The sequence below is a fragment of the Corynebacterium sp. LK10 genome (assembly GCF_008042455.1).
Classification (GTDB): Bacteria; Actinomycetota; Actinomycetes; order Mycobacteriales; family Mycobacteriaceae; genus Corynebacterium; species Corynebacterium jeikeium_D.
Genome location: NZ_NOVT01000015.1, coordinates 108,801 through 125,103, shown reverse-complemented (window position 1 = coordinate 125,103; position 16,303 = coordinate 108,801). Strand labels below are relative to the sequence as shown.

Here is a 16,303-nt window from a genome sequence, read left to right as displayed (position 1 = left end):
CTATGTTTTCCCCCGAGCTGCACACCAGCCTCGCAGGCATCACTGTCGTCAACTTCGCCATTAACGTACCGGGACCACTGGCCGCTCAGCACTTGGGCCAGCTAGGCGCCCGGGTGATTAAGGTCGAGCCACCAACAGGCGATCCGCTCGGCGCCTTCGGCCGCTCCTGGTATGAAGCTATGTCCGCAGGTCACGAGATTATCCAGGCGGATCTGAAGAGCAATGAGGGTCGCGCACAGCTGAGCTCGCTGATCGATGAGGCCGATGTGGTCATCACCTCGGTTCGCCCCTCCGCGCTGGAACGCATGGGGCTGGCGGGCCTCCACGAGCGCCCGAATGGGCCGGTACATATCGACATTGTCGGTGATACCGAAGCTCCAGAAACCCCTGGCCATGACCTGACCTACCAGGCGGAGGCCGGAACCCTCACGCCTCCGGCGATGCCGCCGGTGCTGTTGGGCGACATTCTGGGCGCGCACTTTGCGGTCACCGCTGCCCTTGCCGGGTTGATTAAGCGGGCGGGTGCTGGGGCGGACGTCGTAAAGCAGCCTGGACTGCACTGCCGCATCGGCCTAAAGCAGGCGGGCGAGGCCGGTGCCGCGCCGCTGAAGTACGGCATGACGGCGCCCGGCGGACTACTCGGTGGCGGCCTGTGGACGTACGGCCTCTACCCCAGCGCCGACGGCTACGTGGCCGTGGCAGCGCTGGAGCCGCACTTTGCCGCCGCCCTGACCGAGGCCACTGGCGCGAGCAACCGCGAGGAACTTGCGGATTTCCTCCGCGAGCGCACCAACGCCGAAATCATGCAGCTTGCCAGCGAAAAGGCGCTGCCACTGGCTGCGGTGGAGTAAGAGGGCGACTTAAGGCCGCGTGCCTCGACGTACTCCTGGGCCTGGAGCCTTACGCGGTCAGCCCCGTGGCCTCCGCGGTGAGCTCCACCGAACGCAGTCGGTCAGGAACCTTCAACGACTGATGAGCCACGATCAGCTCATCCGCCGCCGAGTACTCACCGAACTGCGCAATCTGCTCACGCACCTGTGCCACCGTGCCGACTGCCGTATGACGGAACATATTCTGCACCTGGCGCCCCTGCGGGGTATCCATCAGAATCTCTGCCTCATCGTCGGTGAGGTGGTGACCACCGCGGCTGAGGAACCGCCTGACCATGTTCCTGCGGGTAGCGAAGTACTGCTGCTGCGCATCCTCTTCGCTTTCCGACGCAATCACGTTCATGGCCGCAAAAGCGTACGGCTTATCCAGCTGCTCAGAAGGCTGGAACTGCTCGCGGTAGACCGCGATGGCATCGCGAAGCGCGTCCGGCGCGAAGTGCGAAGCAAACGCGTACGGCAAGCCGAGCGCCGCCGCGAGCTGAGCACCAAAGAGCGAGGAGCCCAGGATGTACAGCGGCACGTGGGTGCCGCGGCCCGGAATCGCGTTGATGCCCTTAATCAGCGACTCGTCGGAGAGGTAACCGCGCAGCTCCTGCACATCCTGCGGGAAGGAATCAGAAGAGCGCGGGTCACGACGCAGCGCACGCATAGTGGCCTGGTCAGTGCCCGGAGCGCGGCCAAGCCCCAGCTCGATGCGATTCGGGTACAGGTTCGCGAGCGTGCCGAACTGCTCCGCGACCGTCAGCGGTGCATGATTCGGCAGCATGACGCCGCCGGAGCCGAGGGTGATGCTCTCGGTTTTTGCAGCCACGGCTGCGATAAGAACTGCCGGCGACGAGGACGCGATGGAGTTCATATTGTGGTGCTCTGCGTACCAAATACGCTGATAACCAGCCCTTTCCGCTGTCTGCGCCAAATCGATGGAGCCCTGCAGGGCGTCGGCGTGGGACTGCCCCGAGGCTACGGTAGCGAGGTCAAGAATGGACTCAGTACGAATCATGGTTCCACAGTCTAGACCGTTAGGCGGATATTGCGAGTTTGAGATGTTTCGAATACTGAGGCGCTGGGGGTTGGGTTTTGGGGTTTGGGTGCGGGTGGCTCATGGGTGGCTCGTGGGCGGCTTGCGGGTGGACGGGCTCATGGGTGGCTCGTGGGCGGTATTCACTTGTCGATGAGGTATTCACATATCGATGAGCTATAGCCTGGCCACAAGTGAATAGCTCATCGATATGAGCGCAGGCAAAGCCAATACCGCGCGCATAAGTGCCGGAAAACCATCGATAAGTCGGGCAGACAAAAAGACCCGCACCTTACCGGTGCGGGTCTGCGTTGTGCGCCCGAAGGGATTCGAACCCCTAACCTTCTGATCCGTAGTCAGATGCTCTATCCGTTGAGCTACGGGCGCATTTTGTTGTTATTCAGCGACTCTGGGGTAATTCCCTCGGCCCCTGCAACGAATAGATACTTTACTCATCCTGCTAAGTTTTACAAAATCGCCTGTTCAAGCAACCTTTTCGGCACTTATTCAAGTACATATTCGTTGCACATCAACAACAGGTTTCGTAGCGGTTACCCCGGCCTATCCGAACAGGACCGACCGAGGTAACCCTGACCGAGGTAACGGAGAAACCGAGGAACTACTCGCCGCGGACCCAGCGGACAGCGTTGCCAAAGATGTCCTGCTCACCAATGCCCGGAATGTTGCGCATCAGACCCTCACGGAAACGCTCCGGGTGGCCCATCTTGCCCAGAATCCTGCCGTCAGCACTGACAATGCCCTCAATGGCGTAGGAAGAACCGTTCGGGTTGGCTGGCGCTGTCATCGTCGGCACGCCGTCGGCATCGACGTACTGGAAAGCGACCTGACCGGCCTCGAACAGGCGGCGGGCCTCGTCCTCGGAAACCACGAAACGACCCTCACCGTGAGAAACCGGCATGAGGTGGGTCTGGCCTGGCTCGAAACCGCGCAGCCACGGGGAATTCACGGTCGCGACGCGAGTGGTGGCGATGCGGGACACGTGGCGCAGCTGGCGGTTGTGGGCCAGGGTCGGCGAGTCCTCGCGGAGCTGCGCAGGGTCGCCGTACGGCAGGAAGCCGGACTTGACCAGCGCCTGGAAACCGTTACAAATACCGAGCACAAGACCGTTATCGGATACGAACTCCTTGACGGCGGCTGCGACATCGTCGGAACGCAGGAACGCGGCGATGAACTTGGCGGACCCGTCCGGCTCATCGCCCAGGGAGAAGCCACCGGAGAATGCCAGGATGTCGGAGTCCTGAAGCTTCTCGATGAACGCCTTCGTGTCCTCCGCCAGCATTGCCGGGGTCAGGTTGCGGATTACGTGGAACTCGTAGGTAGCGCCAGCCGCGACGAATGCCTCGGCCATGTCGTACTCGGAGTTGGTACCCGGGAAGACCGGCAGCAGCACGTGGACATCCTTCTTGCCCGGGCTCTGCAGGTCGGTCTTGGTCTCGCTGACCTGGTTAGCGAACTCCGGCAGGGCCTCACCCTCGTAGTCATTGAGCGGGAATACCTCACGGTAACCGGACTCCATTGCCTCCAGAGCCTCGGCGACAGTGAAGGACTCCTCACCGAAGCGCAGCGTGCCCGACTCGTCGGTGGTACCAATCTTCACAGCACCCTCAACATCCTGACCAGCCGGAACAGCCACCACAATGGAGCCCAGCGGAGCCTCCGGAAGGGATGCCTCCAGGCCCACGCCATTGCCCACAGCCATGTTGACCAGGGTCGCAGCCAGATCCGCGTTAGTAACAGCCGAGGCCGCAGCCGGACGCAGCTCCCGCACGGCAGCAAATAGTTCGTTGAGCTGCTCGTAGTTCGGCTCCCCGGACTCGAGTGGCTTGTGCGCAAACAGGTAGAGGTCGAAGTTACCTGCCGGGATTGCAGCAGAGACAGCGTCGGTCTCGTCCATCGCGGCAACTGCGAAGGTCACCAGAGTCGCCGGCACGTGCAGGTCCTCGCCGTAGGTGCCGGACATGGAGTCCTTACCGCCAATAGCCGCAACCTGGAAGCCGTCCTGAGCCTCGAGCAAGCCAAGCAGAGCCTGCGCAACCTCGCCCCACCGCTGCGGATCCTGGTCCAGGCGCTGGAAGTACTCCTGCACACTCAGCCACGCACCGCGCGGATTGCCACCGGCCGCTGCGAGCTTAGCTAGTGCCTCCACGACGGAGTAGGAACCCATGAGGTACGGGGACTCGTCGGCAAGCGATGGCGAGTAACCCCAGGTCATGATGGACGCGGTGCTCGTGCCGCCATCGACCGGCAGCGTCTGGATCGACGCCTGCTCGTCGGTCTTCTGCATCGCACCGCCGTACGGCATGAGCACGGTGGAGCGGCCGACGGTCGAGTCGAACTGCTCGATCATGCCCTCCTGGGAGCCCGCCGTCGCCGCACGCAGCGACTCCAATACGCTCGTCGGAGCCTGCTTTACGACGCCGCCCTCCGCAGCAACCATTTCGACGTTCTGGGCGCGGTCGGCGCCGTTGGTGTCGATGAACTCACGGGAGAGGTCGAAGACGACCTCGTCGCCCATGAACATGCGCAGTCGACCGGTATCGGTGATGTCGGCCAGCGCGACGGCCTCGATGTTCTCTTCAGCAGCGGCGGCGATGATGAAGTCGGCGTCCTCCGGGCGCACGACCAGCGCCATGCGCTCCTGGGACTCGGAAATCGCGATTTCGCGGGCATTCAGACCGGCGTACTTCAGCGGCACGCGCTCGAGGTGAATGTCGATGGAGTCAGCCAGCTCACCGACCGCGACGGACACGCCACCAGCGCCGAAATCATTACAGCGGACAACTTTGGTGGCGACGTTCTCGCGGCGGAACAGGCGCTGAATCTTGCGCTCGTTGACCGGGTTGCCCTTCTGCACCTCGGCACCGGAGCGGCCCAGCGAGTCCTCATCGTGAGCCTTCGACGAGCCGGTCGCACCGCCGACACCGTCACGGCCGGTGCGGCCACCGAGCATGATCACCACATCGCCCGGCGCAGGTTCGAGGCGCTTGACGTTGTCTGCCGGGGCAGCGGCGACGACGGCACCGAGTTCCATTCGCTTAGCGACGTATCCCGGGTGGACCAGCTCGCGCACACCAGTGGTGGCCAGACCGATCTGGTTGCCGTAGGAGGAGTAGCCGGCTGCGGCGCGGGAGGAAATATCGCGCTGCGGCAGCTTGCCCTCGAGGGTCTGCTCGCGCGGAGTGTTGATGTCACCTGCGCCGGACAGACGCATGGCCTGGTAGACCCAGGAACGGCCTGACAGCGGGTCACGGATTGCGCCGCCGAGACAGGTGGAGGCGCCACCGAACGGCTCGATTTCGGTCGGGTGGTTGTGGGTCTCGTTCTTGAACATGAGCAGCCACTTGCGGTCATCGCCCTCGACGTCGACGTAGACGGAGCAGGCGTTGATTTCCTCGGAAACTTCCTGGTCATCCATCACGCCCGTGCGACGCAGTTCGCGGCCCATGATGGTGCCCATGTCCATCAGGGTGCGTGGCTTGTGAGTGCGGCCGTTGAGTTCACGCAGCTCGTCGTAGCGACGCAGCGCGCGATCCAACTGCGCGGCAAAGCGCGGCTCGTTGTTCTCGATGGAGGTCAGCTCGGTGTTGAAGGTGGTGTGGCGACAGTGGTCTGACCAGTAGGTATCCAGCGCGGACAGCTCCACCTCGGTCGGAGTGCGGCCCTCGGAGCGGAAGTAGTCCTGGATGGTCTTCAGATCGGCCAGCGACATGGCCATGCCGTCGGCTGCGAGCAGCTCGGCCAGGCCTTCGTCATCCAGCTCGGTGAAGCCCGGGTACTCCTTCAGCGGCTCAATCTCGCCCATGCTCGGACGGCGCAGGACGTTCAGGTTCTTCTCCCCCGACTCGACCGGGTTAATGAGGAAGGAGCGTACGGCGTCATTCACCGGAGCGTCGAAAACATACAGCGTTGCCGAGGTGATCTGCGCCTGCGTTTCCGGGCGGAGCAGGCGCAGGGCCTGCTCGGCGGCATCGGCACGCTGGTCGTACTGGCCAGGCAGCGGCTCGACAGCAAGGTAGTTCCCCAGCTCGGCGGGGGCCGGGAGCTCGACCAGCTCGTCGACACGCGAATCAGCAACTACCGACTCACGCAGCGCGACAAGATCCTCCTCCGTCGCATCGAAAGCATCGTAGAGATAGTAGATTGCCACCTCGCCGTCCTGGCCGATCGAGGACAGCAGCGTAGCTTCCTCATTGCGGAACTCGGGCTTACGGCGAACGGCTAGACGGGCGTCCATCAAGGCTCCTATCGAAATACGGGGAGGGCAACCGGGGTCTAAGTCTATTGCAACTGTTCAGGATAGGAAAATGTCCCCCGGTGTGCGGGGCGGCGCGGGGCGGAGGCGGCGCGGGGCGGAAGCCCCGATTGACCAAGTACAAGGCCAGGCTAATCGGATTCGGTCGGGCAAAGGCTGCGCGGGGGTGTTGGAGGTACGGCCGTGGCGGCTCAGAGAGGTGGCGAGTCGGTCGGCAGGTCCGGGTTGGTGCCTGTTGCTGCGCTTTGCTACCTGTTGCTGCGCGTTGCTGAAGCAAGGGAGCTGGTTCGTTGTCTTATCGATGCATAGTTCACCCATCGATTCGCTATAGCCTGGCCACAAGTGAACAGTGCATCGACAAGTGCACACGTAGCACCCACAGCGCGCGCATAAGTGGCGAAAAACCATCGACAGGTCACGAGAAACCATCGATAAGTGACCGAACCCTGGCCACAAGTGAAGGACCGCGCTGCCCCGCCCCGCAATGCCCCGGCTCGCGCTGCACTGCCAGGTAATAAAAACAAAAAGACCCGCACCTACAAGGTGCGGGTCTACATGGTGCGCCCGAAGGGATTCGAACCCCTAACCTTCTGATCCGTAGTCAGATGCTCTATCCGTTGAGCTACGGGCGCGTGTGGCGGAGGCGAGAGGATTCGAACCTCCGGCCCGTCGCAAGACAGGCAACTCCTTAGCAGGGAGCCCCATTCGGCCGCTCTGGCACGCCTCCAAAACCACTGGCATCGATCCCGCTTCAGCAAAGCTGTTCGCCATTGCGTGGACGAGACCAAATAACCGCAGCCAATCCTACAGAACACAAGAATTGAAAAGCAAAACACCCGCGGAGCCACCAAATACGGCGCCACAAATAGCGACCACACCTTGGGATTTTGCGGGGATTCTGTACTGCCCAATCCGGGCCATGTTCTACAGTTAGGCCTATGACCAACGATGCATCTTCAGTTCAGCCCAAAACCCGCGCCGACCTCGAGCAGGTTCCGGCCTATGTCCCGGGCAAGGCTGTGCCCGGCGCGCTGAAGATCGCGTCCAATGAAATGACTCAACCGCCACTGCCCTCGGTGGTGGAGGTCATCTCGCAGACCATCGCTGACCCAACCACCAGCCCGAACCGCTACCCCGACATGGGCGCGGTTGACCTGCGCATTAAGCTCGGCGAGCACCTGGGTCTGCCCATGGAGCAGGTCGCGGTCGGCTGCGGCTCCTCCGCTCTGTGCCTGCAGCTCGTGCAGGCCACCTGTGCGGATGGGGATGAGGTCGTGTTCCCGTGGCGCAGCTTCGAGGCCTACCCCATTCTCGCTCGCGTCGCCGGGGCTACTCCGGTGCCGGTGCCGCTGGATGCGCAGGGTCGCAATGATCTTTCGGCAATGGCTGCGGCTATCACCGACCGCACGCGCCTGGTTTTCGTCTGTAATCCCAATAACCCAACGGGCACGACCATCACTCGCGAGGCATTCGCGGAGTTTATGGCGCAGGTTCCGGGTGATGTTGTGGTCGCTCTCGACGAGGCGTACATCGAGCTGGTGGACGAGGCCACTCATGCCGCTACCCCGTTGGCGCATGAGCTGCTGGATACCTACCCCAACCTGGTCGGTTTGCGCACATTCTCCAAGGTCTACGGTTTGGCCGGGCTTCGTGTGGGCTACATGTTCGGCCCGGAGAAGCTTGTGGAGGCCGTGAATAAGGTCGCTATCCCCTTCTCCGTAAACACTCTCGCGCAGATTGCCGCGCTCACCTCGCTCGACGCACAGGAAGAGCTCACCGCCCGCATTGCTGAGGTCCGCGCACAGCGCGTCGCCGTCACAGAGGCCATCAACGCCGCCACCGGCCGCGAGACGGTGCTGCCGAACTCGCAGGCCAACTTCATTTGGATTGACGAGGGGCGGATCGCGAATCTCTCTTTGCTTGACGACGTCTCGGTGGCCACCACCACGGATCTCGGTGACTTCCTGGCGCAGCGCAACATTCTCATCCGCTGCTTTGCCGGCGAAGGTGCTCGCATCACCATCACTACTGAGGAAGAGACCTCGCAGCTGCTGGCTGCGCTAGGAATTGAGCGCTAACAGCTATCGCTCAGCTAGCAGCTACCGGCGCGGCCGGTGGTCGCGCCACCGCTGCGCTCAATCGCCTTTGCGATGCGGTCAAGCATTTGCTGGCCGGTCTCATAGGTGCCGTCGTCAGGCTGGGCTGCGATAGCGACACCAACGAAGGTGCCCGGCTTCTTGCCCGGCAGATAGCCGAACTGCCGCACAAGGTAGACGCCTTCATCATCGGGACCCCAACCGCCCTTGAAGTGGGCGCCGCGGATGCGTCCGAGGCCGTAGGACTGCTCGTCGGCAATCTGTCCCATGAGGTCAGCGACCTTTGGGCCCGCCTCGATGCACTGCAAATTGGCGCCGAAAATAGCCTGGTCGCGCAAATCCCACTGCGTCTGCCCGAAGACGGTGTATTCCGCACGGATGCGGTCAGTGCCCATGACGGTGCGGGTGTCGTGGCCCTCTCGGAGAATCTCGTCGGTGGTCGCGCCCGCGGTCGCGTCATCGCCCAGGGAGTACCACATGGACTCAGCCGCATCGTTATCGGAAACCGTGATTGCGTCTTCGACCAGGGAATCCACGCCCGATTGGCGCACATAAGCCACCGCAATCGGCACCTTGGAGGTCGACCAGGCCGGACCCGTTTTGAAGTCACCCGTGGAAACCACTTCGGAATCCTTATCCGGCGTTGCCAGAGCGGCGCCGGCCAAACCACCGAGTTCCTTTTGCGCGGATTTCACGGCCTCGACAACTTCGCGAGGCATCTCACCGGGCACAACTTTCCCGTCGGAGGATGCGCCGCCGGGGCCGTCGTCAAGCGGATTGGACAGCGTCGGCGACGGCATGCCCGCCGAATCGGTGCCAATGGTGCAGGCGCTAAGGCCGAGCGTGACGACGGCGGTTGCGGCCAGAGCCGCTCGGAGACGTTTAGACAATGTGCACCGTCGCATTCGTACCGCCGGTACAAGTGACAACCTCACCGTTATCGCGGCAGGTCATGCTGTATGTCTTGCCTGTTGTTGGGCTGCTAGCGGTGACAGTACCGTTGAGCTTCTTCGTAAGTTGGTACTGCTCAACGAAGGAATTGCGGACGTTGGTGGCAAACTGACAGGTCGTCGTGTTACCGCCGACATCTTCTGCATATACCAAGTTCAAATCACCCGGATCGCCCGAGCCGGAGCAGTGACGCCAGTTCGATGGCGGCTGGAACCCTTCAGCGCGACGCTTCTGCTCAGCGGTCGACGAGGTGGAGGAACCCTCAGCACTAGCGGACTGAACCGACTGGGGCGAGTTGCTGCCGGCCGAATTCACTCCCTTCGAATCGGAGAAGTAGAAGTAAGCCATTGCGCCGACGAAGAGAGCGACCGCAACGAGTGCCAGGACAATAACCGCGATGGTCAGCCCCTTGTTGTCATTGCGCGGCGCAGCAGCCGGACCAGCTTGCGGACCTGGAACATAGGGGGCAGGGCGGTATGGTTCAGGCTGCTGGGACTGTGGATACTGCTGCTGCAGATACTGCGTTTGCCCCTCAGGCTGCTCCCACTGTGCCCCATCCACAGCGCTCCACGCATTTGCCGGCGTATCAGCGGAGGGTTGATCATCTGACGTGCCCGGATTTATGCTCCACTCACCGAACGAGTCGTCCGAGTGGTTGCTCCGATTCGTTGCCATTGTTCGACCTTTTCCCTCAATACCGTCCGCCAGTATGACGCTGGGTTTGTATTACAGCAAGACCGAGCTTACCGGTTTTGGCAATTTGCCCGTATTGTTTCAGGCCACAGTACACGTTGGTCGGAGCAATTAAATTACCTCCGCAAAATTACCTGTGGCAGATTTCGGACACACGAAACCCCCGACCGCATGCGACCGGGGGTTACGTTCTGCAATTCGCTCTCTATCCGGGGGAAGTTTTTACTTATCCCTCAGAGAGAACTGCCGCTAATCGCGACCTAGAACAGTCGTTAGAACGGCCACCACGACGGCTTCGCATTCTTGTTCACGACTACCTTTTCGCCGCCGACAACCCAGTTCTCGTTGGGGTTCAAAAGCGCGCCCACGTGGGCGTAGCCGCCGTTGTCGAACTCACCTTCGTAGTCCGGAGCCCGGTACGTGAAGTCAACGGAGACAGACTTCGAACTGCTGACAGTCGGGTTGTCCTTGAAGGCACCGAGGAAGCCGCCCTCCGTCCAGGACAGGCGCACCTGACGATTACCGTTGCGCTCGGTGTTGACGTACTCCCCCTCCTTCAGCGTGTAAATACCGCCGCCGAGGATATTGTCCTGCGACTGGCGAGTCACACGAACGAGCTCAAAGTCAGCCGGGATGTTGTGGCCGATTCCCCGCAGCTTGGCGTTGCCGTTGACACCGACGACCTCAATACGGATCGTGACCTCGTCACCCGGTCGGACCTCCTTACCGCGGATAATCTGCGAGTAAACATCAGCAGACCATGCCGGGCCACCGATGGTGCCGAGCTTCTTCTTCGGGGCGCTCGAGCCCGGCAGGGTCAGACCAGGCGAATTAAGTCCTGGCGAGTTCAGACTCGGCGAGGGCAGACCCGGGGACTGCGCCATGGCCGGAGCGCCGAAACCGAAGGTCAAGCCAGCTGCGATGGTAACTGCGGCAATGGCGGTACGGGAGCGACGTCGCGGACGAGAGGCCGCGATGTTCTTGGAGTGCATATTGCGCATGATGGGAAAACTTTCTGTGAAAACCTGAAAACAGGCGCGGTGGAAAAGCTGGAATTACTTAGCGGTTAATGCCCGGCGACGGCAGCCCCGGGGACTGGAAGCCCGGTGACGACAGGCTCGGCGACTGCAGGCTCGGGGAGCCCAGCGAGCCACCTGGGACATCCGGAATACCCGGAATATCCGGAGCTGGCGCCTCCCGCTTCACAGTGAGCTTCGGCCCCATGTCATGCAGCTTCTCCACCGAGTTGCTCGGGTTGAAGTGGATTTCGGTTCCCGTATTCAACGCACCGTCGGCAATTGCGTCCGTGACGCGGTACTTCCACTTGAAACTCACAGTCGACGTGGTCGGGGAACCCCATGCCTGTGTGATTCTGTCGGCTGCAAACTCCACCGCACCGTTGTTAACGATTTCCAGCCACTTATCCGACTCGTTCGGATTCGCCCACTCATCGTTGCCGACCTTGTACGTCGCCGAGTTGGCCACGTACTGCAGACCATTCGGAATGACATCGGTCATGCGCTGAATGTAGGACTTCGCACCCCAGATGTTGTTGTCCGTGTAAGTCAGAGTAAAGGTCACGACATCGCCAGGCTTGACGACGGCACCCGCGACACCATTGACCTCAACGGATCGCGTCACATTGGAGTTCTTCCAGCTATGCGTCGCGCTGGAGGAACCAGTACCGGTGACTTCACCAATGGCGTCGGTGACAGTCTGAGTGATGGAATCAACGCTCAGCAGGTCCTGAGCATGTGCGGTATTACCGAATCCCGCAAAGGTCATACCTGCAGCTAGAGAGAGTGCAGCAATGCGAGCAATGCTGCGGTTACGTACGGTGCGAGTTGCCATCTGTCACGGGCTCCTTTTAACGATGCGAAGACTTGTGGTCGGAGTAGGCCAAACATGGCGGTTCTCCAGTAGGAATGCACGCGTGATGCATCGGCGTGCGGTTCACTTGGCGATAGTTAATACGACGCCTATCGACGGCGGCAACAAGTAGCCATTTTTCGAACATCGCCCTAAAAATCGAAAACCATGTCGCCACATCAGTCACACCAGTCACATGTCCGCACATGCGTTACAGGTTTGGGCCGGCTGGAATACTTTTAACTATAGAAATACGCACTGCCCTGAAATGGCTGTTCCACACCGCTGCCAAAATTGCCCCCATTTTCCATCCCGCGACAAAACACCCCAGCTTGCCCCCTGTAACGCTGTTCAGGGGTATCCAAAGAGCCCAATTACATGCCCGTCCGACCACCCCATAACGGGGTTAACCACGAAAGCCTCCCAAAGGTCCGACTATCCGTCGCTGACCTCAGCACATACGCCAACTTTTAAGAGAAATGAAGAAACCCTCGGTAGAACATCTACCGAGGGTTTCTATCTGCGGAAGCAGGGGGATTTGAACCCCCGGAGGTGTGACCCTCGCTGGTTTTCAAGACCAGTGCATTCGGCCGCTCTGCCATACTTCCAACGCCAACATCATAACCGCATACCGCCGTAAGGCAGCAAACGCCCTCATAACACCCCTTGCCAGCACCTTTCGCAAGCCCTTCATCGGAAACCACACCCCAAGCATCCACCTCTACAGACATAACTATTTTTGCTAATTGCAAAAGAGCTTGAAATACCGCGTGCATAACCAGTTTTTGCATTACCTTTGAAGACTATGAAGGCAATCATTCAGACTGATCTTTCCAACCCCCGCGCCCTGGAATGGGCCGATGCTCCGGAACCGACTCTCGAGGATGGGCAGGTGCTGGTCAAGGTCAAGGCCGCTGGCGTAAACCGTGCTGACCTACTGCAGGCCGCTGGCCACTACCCGCCACCGAAAGGCGTGACCGACACTCTCGGCCTGGAGTGCGCGGGTGTCATTGAAGAGGTCAAGGGGGACTCCCAGGGCTGGAAAGTCGGCGACGAGGTCTGCTGCCTTCTCTCCGGTGGCGCTTACGCCGAAAAGGTCGCAGTCCCGGCCGGCCAGATTCTCCCCCTGCCACATGGCTACTCCTTCACCGAGGCCGCATCCATCGTCGAGGTTGCCTGCACGGTGTTCTCGAATGTCGTGATGATTGCCGGCCTCAAGGAAGGCGACCTACTGCTGGTCCACGGTGGCGCGGGTGGCATCGGCACTTTCGCTATTCAGATGGCCAAGCGGCTCGGTGCTCGCGTCGCAGTCACCGCCGGTTCGGCGGAGAAGCTGGCTAAGTGCAAGGAGCTCGGCGCCGACATCCTCATCAATTACAAGGAAGAGGACTTCGAGGAGATCGTTGCAGCTGAGGGTGGCGCCAATGTCATTCTGGACATCATGGGCGCAAAGTACCTCGACCGAAACGTCAAGGCCCTGGCGAAGGACGGCCACCTGGTCATCATCGGCATGCAGGGAGGCGTTAAGGGCGAGCTCAACATCGGCCGCCTGCTGAGCAAGCGCGGCTCCATCACCGCCACCGGCCTGCGCTACCGCGATCTCGCTGACAAGGCTCGCATCGTCAACGCCACAGAGGACACCATCTGGCCAATGCTTGCCGACGGCACCGTCACCCCTCAAATTCATGAGGTCATGGATATGCGCGACGCAGCCAAGGCCCACGAGCTGCTCGACAGCGGCGCGGTCAGCGGCAAGATTGTGCTGACCGTCTAGTTAGCTGACTACCTAGTTAACCGAGCGAGGCAACTGCGCGCACGAGCTGGTCAATGTCGTGCGGCGTATTGAACGGCTGGAGGCCAACTCCCACGGCGCCTCCAGCCTCATCGATGCCCATGGCCTCCAGCAGTGGCGATTCGTATGCATCAACAATGCTGGTCACCAGGCCATTATCCAGCAGCCTGTCCACAACCACCTTCGCCGACACCCCATCGACGAGGAAGCTAACGCGCGGAATGTGCTGTGCCCGCGACACACTCGCGAAAGAATCATCTTCGGTATCCATACCGATGATGTACACCCGAGGCAGGGTCATCAACGCTGCAATCAGGCGTTCCGACAACGTCGTCAAGTAGCGAGAAACCTGCGGCATCGCCGTTTCAATGCGATGCCTACGTGACCCCCTCGCCGTGCTATCCAGCGATGCCAGGTGCAGCACCGATTCCGACACTCCGCCGAGCAATGCCGGCGACACCGCGGAAACCTCGATCCGCTCGACGCCGCGCACATTCGGCACATAGCTTAACGACGTCATGCGCTCGAACATCTCGGGATCCTTGAACACCAATGCTGCGACCTCAGGCCCGCCCAGCACGGAGGCATCAACCAGCATGATGTCGGCGCCCAGCTTGCTCATCGACACATCGCGGTAGGCGACAATATCCGAGGCATCAACCAAAACCCAGGCGTTGGAGTACTCATGCACCCGCCGAGAAATGTCAGCTACCGGGGCAATGGTGCCAATGAACGGATCCGCGGCCGGGACGACAACGAGGCGAGTGTGCTCGTCTACGAGCTCGTCGAACTGCCAGGACGGCAACGTACCCGAGGACAAGTCAGCCTCAGCAATGCGGACTTGAGCTCCGTAGAGATTGGCTGCTCGGCGTAGTGGTGCGTGTACGACCTGCGAACCAATGCGAGAAATCACCAGGTTAGAGCCGAGCGTCAAGCGTCGACTCATTGCGGACGTGAACTGCTCCATGAGCACCTCACGCGAAGATCCCAACACCACGCCGGCGACCGGGCCACCAGTGAGATCGGCAAAAGCCCGGCGCGCACTGGCGGTTAGTTCCGCTGCAGCGGGAACGCCCGAGCTGCGCGACTGGCCATGAGCCCCCGCCCCAGTCTCACCAGGAAGGGACTTCTGCGCATTGCGAAATGCAGAAATCATCGCAGCCTGGACACGCTCGGGTACCTGGGTGCGTTGACCCGCATTGAGGTATGTCCACCCGTCGGAAAGCGACGAGTAAGCACCCCTGGTTGTCGGCACATCGAAGGCCATGAAAACCCTTTCCCGGTTTCGAATTCAAGCTGCGATATCTATTTCAGAGTTAACTGTGCAATCACCCACGAATCGAGCATCCATGCCCCGAACCGTGTATCGCTTGCACATCTTAGTTGGAGCCAATTCTATCGAAGCAACCCCATATAGGATAATCTTTATCCCTTTTTAGCAGTTGCTTAAAATTGGCCGAACTTTTCCTGCCTGTATCCATGCGCAAGCACTCCCGATGCGTGAACCATATGCACCAGCTGCATGCCATAAAGCAGTTACAGCGGCGATTGTATGTAAGTTTTCCAGGGTCACATAACCAGTCACATAACCAACCGTGGAAACAGCCTCAGAAGCACCACGTCACCACCAATGACGACCGTCCCACGCGACCGTTGTTCGCTGTCACGACATGGAATAATGGCTCGCCCAGTGCCGTCGGTATTCAATCTAAACCGCCCTAGCTAGTATTTTGGAGACGTGACTAACGCAGAAAATGATCGCCAATCCGCAGCTGCAGCCGACCAGTCGGCCAATACTGTGCGCAATGGCTCCGCTATCCGCACGGAGGAAACTCTCCGTCGCGACATTGCGCGCATAACTGACGCAACAGGCGAGGCACCGGCTTTCAAGTCGCGTTCCCGCACCATGGGCGCTGCCTGGCGGGATCTAGCTATCGGCTTCGGCCAGCGCGAACTGTGGCTGCAACTGGGCTGGCAGGACATCAAGCAGCGGTACCGTCGCTCCACGCTTGGCCCGCTGTGGATCACCATTGCCACCGGCGCGATGGCCCTGGCTCTCGGCCTGCTGTACTCGCTGCTGTTCCAGCAGGACCTGGCGTTCTTCCTGCCGCACGTGACCGTTGGTCTGATTATCTGGGGCTTCATCTCCGGCTGCGTGCGCGAGGGCGCAACCGTCTTCATTGAAAACGAAGGCCTCATCAAACAGCTGCCCAGTGCGCTGAGTGTTCACGTCTACAGGCTGGTGTGGCGTCAGTTGCTTTTCCTGGCCCACAACATGGTGATTTGGCTGATTCTCGTGCTGGTCTTCCGTCCGGATTTGGGCTGGAACTTCTTCCTAGTCATCCCAGCGATGGCACTGCTGGTGGTCAACGGTGTGTGGGTGACGATGTTCTTCGGCATCATCGCTACGCGCTACCGCGACGTGGCACCACTGCTGGATTCCCTAATTCAGCTGGTGTTTTACATGACTCCGATTGTGTGGACCACCAAGACGCTGGAGGAACAGGGCGGTGCCGTCGCCGAACGCGCACGCATCGCAGAGATCAACCCGCTGTTCCACTACCTGGAAATCATCCGTGCCCCGCTAACCGGCGAGCCGGTGGATACCTACCACTGGTGGATTGTCCTCGCCTGCACCGCAGTCGGCCTGCTGCTGGCACTCGGGGCTATGCGCCTGTGGCGCTCCCGCGTGAGCTACTGGGTTTAGGCCGCAAAGGCCGT

Annotated in this window: 11 protein-coding genes and 4 tRNA genes; 4 read left to right on the top strand and 11 right to left on the bottom strand. The window is 60.8% G+C overall.

All coding sequences use genetic code 11. The features are described 5' to 3' along the window. The first annotated feature begins 2 nt into the window (after positions 1 to 2). Positions 3 to 851 carry a CoA transferase gene (locus CHU70_RS04995; RefSeq protein ID WP_049172453.1) on the top strand — a complete coding sequence of 283 codons (849 nt, stop codon included), beginning with the start codon at positions 3 to 5 and terminating at the stop codon, positions 849 to 851. A gap of 49 nt (positions 852 to 900) precedes the next feature. Here the strand turns inward: CHU70_RS04995 and CHU70_RS04990 are convergent, their stop codons facing one another. The 5 genes from CHU70_RS04990 to CHU70_RS04970 all read right to left on the bottom strand — a co-directional run bounded on the left by CHU70_RS04990 (position 901) and on the right by CHU70_RS04970 (position 6,908). Further along, a complete protein-coding gene (locus CHU70_RS04990; protein WP_070595752.1) occupies positions 901 to 1,890 on the bottom strand; it encodes an LLM class flavin-dependent oxidoreductase in 990 nt (329 codons plus the stop codon). Between the two features lie 332 nt (positions 1,891 to 2,222). Continuing rightward, positions 2,223 to 2,295: transfer RNA gene (locus CHU70_RS04985), tRNA-Arg, on the bottom strand. A gap of 232 nt (positions 2,296 to 2,527) precedes the next feature. Continuing rightward, positions 2,528 to 6,163, bottom strand: a complete 3,636-nt coding sequence (locus tag CHU70_RS04980; protein ID WP_147739780.1) for a phosphoribosylformylglycinamidine synthase — start codon at positions 6,161 to 6,163, stop codon at positions 2,528 to 2,530. Positions 6,164 to 6,737: 574 nt separating this feature from the next. Then, a tRNA-Arg gene (locus CHU70_RS04975) sits at positions 6,738 to 6,813 on the bottom strand. 3 nt (positions 6,814 to 6,816) lie between these two features. Beyond that, positions 6,817 to 6,908: transfer RNA gene (locus CHU70_RS04970), tRNA-Ser, on the bottom strand. A 211-nt stretch (positions 6,909 to 7,119) separates the two neighbouring features. On the opposite strand from CHU70_RS04970, the gene CHU70_RS04965 reads away from it, so the two are divergent. Further along, positions 7,120 to 8,259, top strand: coding sequence for a histidinol-phosphate transaminase (locus CHU70_RS04965; protein WP_070607272.1), 1,140 nt, complete (start codon positions 7,120 to 7,122; stop codon positions 8,257 to 8,259). Positions 8,260 to 8,273: 14 nt separating this feature from the next. Here the strand turns inward: CHU70_RS04965 and CHU70_RS04960 are convergent, their stop codons facing one another. From CHU70_RS04960 to CHU70_RS04940, 5 genes are all read right to left on the bottom strand, one after another. Continuing rightward, positions 8,274 to 9,167 (bottom strand): hypothetical protein, encoded by an 894-nt coding sequence (locus tag CHU70_RS04960; RefSeq protein WP_242451355.1) that lies wholly within the window; start codon positions 9,165 to 9,167, stop codon positions 8,274 to 8,276. Further along, positions 9,160 to 9,903 (bottom strand): hypothetical protein, encoded by a 744-nt coding sequence (locus CHU70_RS04955; RefSeq protein WP_070603642.1) that lies wholly within the window; start codon positions 9,901 to 9,903, stop codon positions 9,160 to 9,162. The genes CHU70_RS04960 and CHU70_RS04955 overlap by 8 nt, the downstream gene beginning before the upstream one ends. Before the next feature lie 290 nt (positions 9,904 to 10,193). Further along, the gene (locus CHU70_RS04950) at positions 10,194 to 10,922 is read right to left on the bottom strand and encodes a hypothetical protein (RefSeq protein ID WP_070603643.1); all 729 of its coding nucleotides are present in this window, start codon (positions 10,920 to 10,922) and stop codon (positions 10,194 to 10,196) included. A 58-nt stretch (positions 10,923 to 10,980) separates the two neighbouring features. After that, positions 10,981 to 11,772 (bottom strand): DUF11 domain-containing protein, encoded by a 792-nt coding sequence (locus CHU70_RS04945; RefSeq protein ID WP_070603644.1) that lies wholly within the window; start codon positions 11,770 to 11,772, stop codon positions 10,981 to 10,983. A 541-nt stretch (positions 11,773 to 12,313) separates the two neighbouring features. Next, a tRNA-Ser gene (locus CHU70_RS04940) sits at positions 12,314 to 12,398 on the bottom strand. Between the two features lie 197 nt (positions 12,399 to 12,595). On the opposite strand from CHU70_RS04940, the gene CHU70_RS04935 reads away from it, so the two are divergent. Further along, entirely contained in the window at positions 12,596 to 13,564 is a 969-nt protein-coding gene (locus tag CHU70_RS04935; RefSeq protein WP_048732059.1) for an NAD(P)H-quinone oxidoreductase, read from the top strand. A gap of 16 nt (positions 13,565 to 13,580) precedes the next feature. On the opposite strand, the gene CHU70_RS04930 is transcribed toward CHU70_RS04935, so the two are convergent. Then, the gene (locus tag CHU70_RS04930) at positions 13,581 to 14,849 is read right to left on the bottom strand and encodes an aminotransferase class V-fold PLP-dependent enzyme (protein ID WP_070652701.1); all 1,269 of its coding nucleotides are present in this window, start codon (positions 14,847 to 14,849) and stop codon (positions 13,581 to 13,583) included. Between the two features lie 471 nt (positions 14,850 to 15,320). Between CHU70_RS04930 and CHU70_RS04925 the strand changes: the two genes are divergently transcribed. After that, positions 15,321 to 16,289: an ABC transporter permease gene (locus CHU70_RS04925; RefSeq protein WP_147719254.1), complete on the top strand. Its 969-nt coding sequence runs from the start codon at positions 15,321 to 15,323 to the stop codon at positions 16,287 to 16,289. Positions 16,290 to 16,303: the final 14 nt, after the last annotated feature.